Annotated in this window: 6 protein-coding genes; 1 reads left to right on the forward strand and 5 read right to left on the reverse strand. The window is 66.1% G+C overall.

What is annotated here, in order from left to right:
- Positions 1-212: 212 nt before the first annotated feature.
- Entirely contained in the window at positions 213-1,055 is an 843-nt protein-coding gene (locus Q0964_RS10995) for a DUF7537 family lipoprotein (RefSeq protein WP_299267284.1), read from the forward strand.
- On the opposite strand, the gene Q0964_RS11000 is transcribed toward Q0964_RS10995, so the two are convergent.
- The 5 genes from Q0964_RS11000 to Q0964_RS11020 all read right to left on the reverse strand — a co-directional run.
- Positions 1,052-1,777 carry a thioredoxin family protein gene (locus Q0964_RS11000; protein WP_299267287.1) on the reverse strand — a complete coding sequence of 242 codons (726 nt, stop codon included), beginning with the start codon at positions 1,775-1,777 and terminating at the stop codon, positions 1,052-1,054. The genes Q0964_RS10995 and Q0964_RS11000 overlap by 4 nt on opposite strands.
- A gap of 2 nt (positions 1,778-1,779) precedes the next feature.
- A complete protein-coding gene (locus Q0964_RS11005) occupies positions 1,780-2,514 on the reverse strand; it encodes an ABC transporter ATP-binding protein (protein WP_299267296.1) in 735 nt (244 codons plus the stop codon).
- A 65-nt stretch (positions 2,515-2,579) separates the two neighbouring features.
- Entirely contained in the window at positions 2,580-3,338 is a 759-nt protein-coding gene (locus Q0964_RS11010; RefSeq protein WP_299267290.1) for an ABC transporter ATP-binding protein, read from the reverse strand.
- A complete protein-coding gene (locus tag Q0964_RS11015; protein WP_299267293.1) occupies positions 3,338-4,600 on the reverse strand; it encodes a branched-chain amino acid ABC transporter permease in 1,263 nt (420 codons plus the stop codon). The genes Q0964_RS11010 and Q0964_RS11015 overlap by 1 nt, the downstream gene beginning before the upstream one ends.
- The coding region (locus Q0964_RS11020; RefSeq protein ID WP_414652151.1) for an ABC transporter permease subunit at positions 4,597-5,118 on the reverse strand (522 nt) is incomplete at its 5' end. The genes Q0964_RS11015 and Q0964_RS11020, both read right to left, overlap by 4 nt.

Raw genomic sequence — 5,118 nt, forward strand, 5'->3', positions numbered from 1 at the left:
GACCGACTCCTCGCGGACGGACAAAGACTCGAAGCCGCTGGCTAACCCAGCATCCGGGACAGCGAGACACCGGTCACGAGGTCTGGAGTATCTAGCCAGCGGGGCGGTGTATACCCGGACCCCGGGCAACGGGGCCGAGGTGTGTGCGGAGCGGTCAGTCGACGGTCGACGGCGGGCACAGATACAGGTACCAGGCGCCCTCAGCGGATGGTATGCGACTCGCGGCGCTGTGTGTCGTTCTCGGAGTCGTCCTCGCCGGCTGCGGGGGCGGCGGCGGGACTACGGTAACGCCGGTGGAGGTGTCAGACCCAGAGCGCACGGTCGGGGCCACAGAGGGGTTCCCTCCGGGAGTTAGTGCCAACGGGGTGTTCGGGCCTGGTGTCCTCGCGGGTGCGCACATGGAACACCTGAGGTCGCAGTCGTTCACCCTCGCATCGAACCGGACGACTGTCTTCAAGAACGGTTCGTTGCGGTCACAACTCAACATAACTGTCACCCTCGCACAGGACCGGACCTACCGCGCCAGGGTCACGACCGTGGGGCCCGAGGCGCCGCTGTTGCTCGGCGAACCGCCGGCAGCCGCGGAGTTCTGGTCGAACCGTTTCACGTACGTCCGCGCGTTCGGTCTGGACCGCGAAAACCGAACCTACAACGAGTTCGTCCCACAGGGCGGTCACGTCGGAACCTGGCAGTACTGGACCCGGACGGCCGCCTTCGGCGGGGGTACCGGTAACGCCGGCAAGACTATCGAGGACCTGTTCGGTTCGGTCTCCGTGACGGTCGTGGAGCGAGAGACAGTGAACGGGACCACGCGGTACCGGCTTCGTGCTACCGAGCGGTCCGGGACGGCGTTCGCACCGGAGGAGGCCACCGCGGTCGGGAATCTCACTCTCGTCGCGGTCGTCGAGAACACCGGGCTCGTCAGGTCGGCTCGGTACCGGTACGACGCGACGGTCGACGGACAGCGAGTCACCGTCAAGCGGGCATTTCGGTACGCCGGTGTCGGCACGACAGAGGTCACACGGCCGGCGTGGTACGACCGGGCGACCAGCTAAGCGTCGAGTGCCCTGCGAACTGTCTCCTCGATGTCCTCGGGCGTCGTATACCCTTCGAGCTTCTCCGCGAGTTCGCCGTCGACGAACACCAGCGTGGTCGGCGCGACGTCGACCTCAAAGGCCCGACGGAGGTCGGGCGCGTCACCGCCGTCGGCGCCGGTGGCGGTCACGGCCTCGGGCAACCGGCCCAGTGTGTCGTCGAGTTCGGCCTTCATCGACCGGCAGGGGTCACACTCCCGGGCGAACACGAACACGACGGCGGCGCGCTCGTCGGCGAGAACGTCCTCGAACGAGGCAGGCAACGTCCTCAGCTTCGGCGGGACGGCCGACGCCTCGCCCGCGGCGGCCATCACGGCCGCCAGTTCGAGCACCACGTCCCCCGGCAGGTCCGTCTCGAGGTCGGACTGGACGGCCAGATACGTCGCGAGTTCCCACCGCGAGAGACCGAGTTGCGCCACTCGCTCCGGGGCCTCTGTGCGTGGAATGTCGAACACCTCGGCGACCGTATCGTGAAACGTCTCGTCGTCGACATCGGTGTAGGAGTCGGCGTACACCGCGCGCACGTCCTCGAAGGACTCCGTTGGCGTCAGTTCATCCTCGTCGGTGACTGCCAAGAAGCCACGGCCGACCAGGAACTCCAGTCGAGCGTCGCCGTCCTCGCGCAACCGTTCGGGGTCCGGGTCGACGCCGCCGTCTGCGGGGTCGGCCCCTGCGTTGGCCACACTCACACCCCCAGATACTGCTGTCGGGTCTCGTCGTCGTTCCTGAGAGTCTGTGCGGTCCCGTCGAAGACAATCTCGCCCTGGTCGATCACGTAGCAGTGGTCGGCGATCGAGATTGCCGCGGCGGCGTTCTGTTCCACGAGGAGGACCGTGGTTCCTTTGTCGTTGATCCGGTCGATCGCGTCCTCGACGTCGTCGACGATCTGCGGGGCCAACCCCTCGTAGGGTTCGTCGAGCATCAACAGGTCGGGGTTCGACCGCAGCGCGCGGGCGATGGCGAGCATCTGCTGTTCGCCGCCGGACAGCGTCCCGGCGGTCTGTTCCCGGCGGTCGTCCAGCCGTGGGAACGCGTCGTAGATCTCGGACAGCGGCCGGGTCTGACTCGGGTCGTCGACGCTCCGGCCGATGACGTTCGAACTGTTGCGCGACACCTGCGTCATGTGGAGGTTCTCGCTGACGGTCAGTTCGGAGAAGACGCGGCGCTCCTCCGGGACCAGCGAGATACCTTTCAGCGCGATGTCCTCCGACGCCTCGTCGGTGACATCCTCGCCACGGAACCGGACCGACCCCTCGACCTGGGGTGGTCGGACGCCCGCGACCGAGCGCAGCGTCGTCGTCTTGCCCGCACCGTTGCGGCCCAGCAGCGCACAGACCTCACCGTCCTCGACGGCCATCGAGACCCCACGGAGAATGTGGCTCTCCCCGTAGTAGGCGTGGATGTCGTCGACGGTGAGCAGTTGGTCCTCGGCGCCGGTGCTCGCCGCGTCACGGGAGGTACGCCCTGCCCCCGTGTCCTCGGAGCTCACAGGTCGACACCCCCGAGGTAGGCCTCCTGAACGGCAGGATTGCCCTGGACCACGTCCGGCGTATCGTCGGCGATCACCTGCCCACGGCTCAGGACAGCGATCCGGTCGGAGACCCGAAAGATCACCTCCATATCGTGTTCGACGAGGACAATCGTGAGGTCGAGGTCCTCCTGAAGCCTCTCAATCAGGTCGACGGTCCGTTCAGTCTCGTCGGGCGACATCCCGGCGGTCGGCTCGTCCATGAACAGCAGGTCCGGCTCGGAGGCCAGCGCGATAGCGATCTCCAGGCGTCGCTTGTCACCGTAGGGCAAACTCGCGGCCGTCACGTCCCGTTCCGACCAGAGGTCGACCGCGCTGAGCATCTCCTCGGCCACCTCGTCGGTCTCCTCGATGTCGTCCCGACGGCGCAGGAAGTCGAACCGGAAGGAGCCTCGCTCGGCGCCGAAGGCGGCGATCCTGACGTTCTCACCGACGGTCATGTCCGGGAAGATCGAGGCCGTCTGGAACGACTTAGAGATACCCCGCTGGACGATCTGGTAGGGCTTGTCATCGGTGATATCCGCCCCGTCGAACCGGACCGCCCCGTTGGTCGGGTCGAGCAACCCGGTAATGAGGTTGATGAACGTCGACTTCCCGGCCCCATTCGGGCCGATGATCGCCCGGACCTCGCCCTGCTCGACGGTGAGGTCGACGTCGTCGACCGCGGTCAGGCCGCCGAATTCCTTCGTCAGCCCGTCGGTTTCAAGGATACTCATCAGTCGTCACCTCCGCCGTCGCGGGCAGGTCTCGGCTCGGTATCTGCCTCGGCGTCTGCCTCAGGTGGGGCGGCACGGAGCCTGTTCCCCACCCGACGGAATCCACGTCGGATGCCGCCGTAGAGACCGTTCGAGAAGAAGGCGACCACGAGAACGAACACCAGCCCGAGCACCAGTGGCCAGAGTTCAGCGAACTCGATACCGGCTACCGCAATCCCCGAGACCACCAGCCGGATGTACTCGAAGACGCCAGCCCCAATCAGCGGGCCGAACAGCGTCCCGACGCCGCCGAGGGTGGTCATGATGACGAAGTCCCCGGAGACGGTCCAAAACAGCGTCTGGTTGGGGTGGACGGTGAGACCAGCCTTGTACATCGCGAACAGTCCGCCGCCGAGTCCGGCGAACGCGCCCGAGAGGATGAACGCCATTAGCTTGTAGCGGGCGGCGTTCAGGCCAACGAACCGGACGCGCTGTTCGTTCTCGCCCAGCGCCTTCAGGATCAGCCCGTACGGCGATTTCATGATCCGGTGGGCGAACACCACGGCCAGCACGGCAAAGGCCCCGACAAAGAGGTACTTCAGCGACACGCCACCGCCCGGAAGCAGCGGCGTCAGTATCGGCACCGGCTGGTCAAGGGGTATCGCGCCGAACAGTTCCGGCGTCAACTCAAAGCCGGTGTAGGGGGTGTAGCCGTCGTCGCCGTTGGTGAAGATCGTTCCGCCTGCCTCGATGATGCCCGACCCCGGGCCGAAGGCAAAAAAGTACAGCATCTGTCCGAATGTCAGGGTCAACACGGCGAAGTAGACGCCCGACCGGCGGATCGAGAGAAAGCCGATCGGCCAGGAGACGAGCGTGCCGACGAGCACCGCCGTGAGCACGACCAGAACCGGGCTTGAGGAGACGGCGTTGGAGAACAGCGCCGCCCCGAAGGCCCCGGTTCCGAACATCGCCGCGTGACCGAAGGAGAGCAGCCCCGTATAGCCGAGCAGAATATTGAATCCGACGGCGACGGTCCCGAACACCAGGATCTGTGTTGCCAGAGCGGGGAATCCGCCGAGCTCTACCCCGACAATCTCCCCGAGCAGTCCGAGGATATCGATCAGGAACATCGGTAACAGGAGCACGCTCGCGACAGTCGCCAACGCAACCACCGACTCGCGGCTCTTGTTCTCCAGGAGCCAGTCGACGACGTTGCCACCACCCTTTGACCCGGGGGCGGTGTCGACGGTCGCGCCGCCGTCGCTGCGTTTGTCGTCGCTCATGTGCCCACCTCCGTGCTTCCAAACAGTCCTTCGGGTCGGACGAGAATGAACACCGCGACGAAGGCGTACAGGGCGATCTGTGACCAGGCCGCGGCGGTAATCTCGAAGAATCCGACGATCATGCCGAGCATCAGCCCGCCGACGATCGCACCGATGACACTACCCGCCCCGCCGACGACGACCGTTAGAAACGCCGGCACCAACGCCTCCTGGGTGCCGATGCCCGGTTCAGGGTTGATGATCGACCCGCCGATGAGCCCTGCGAGCCCCGCGAGCGCGGCCCCGAGCCCGAAGATCAGCGCGTACGACCGTGTGATCTTGATACCCATCAGCCGGACCATCTCCGAGTCCTCGGTGCCGGCCTGGACGACCAGCCCGAAGTCCGTCCGCTCGACGACGTAGTACGTCGCCCCAATCACGAGGAAGGTTATCAGGACGATAGCGAGGCGCCACCGAAGCACCGACCCCAGGACCGGCAGGGTGACCGACCCGTCGACGTCCACGCCGAGGAGACTCGT

The organism is Halorientalis sp. (assembly GCF_028275115.1).
GTDB lineage: Archaea > Halobacteriota > Halobacteria > Halobacteriales > Haloarculaceae > Halorientalis.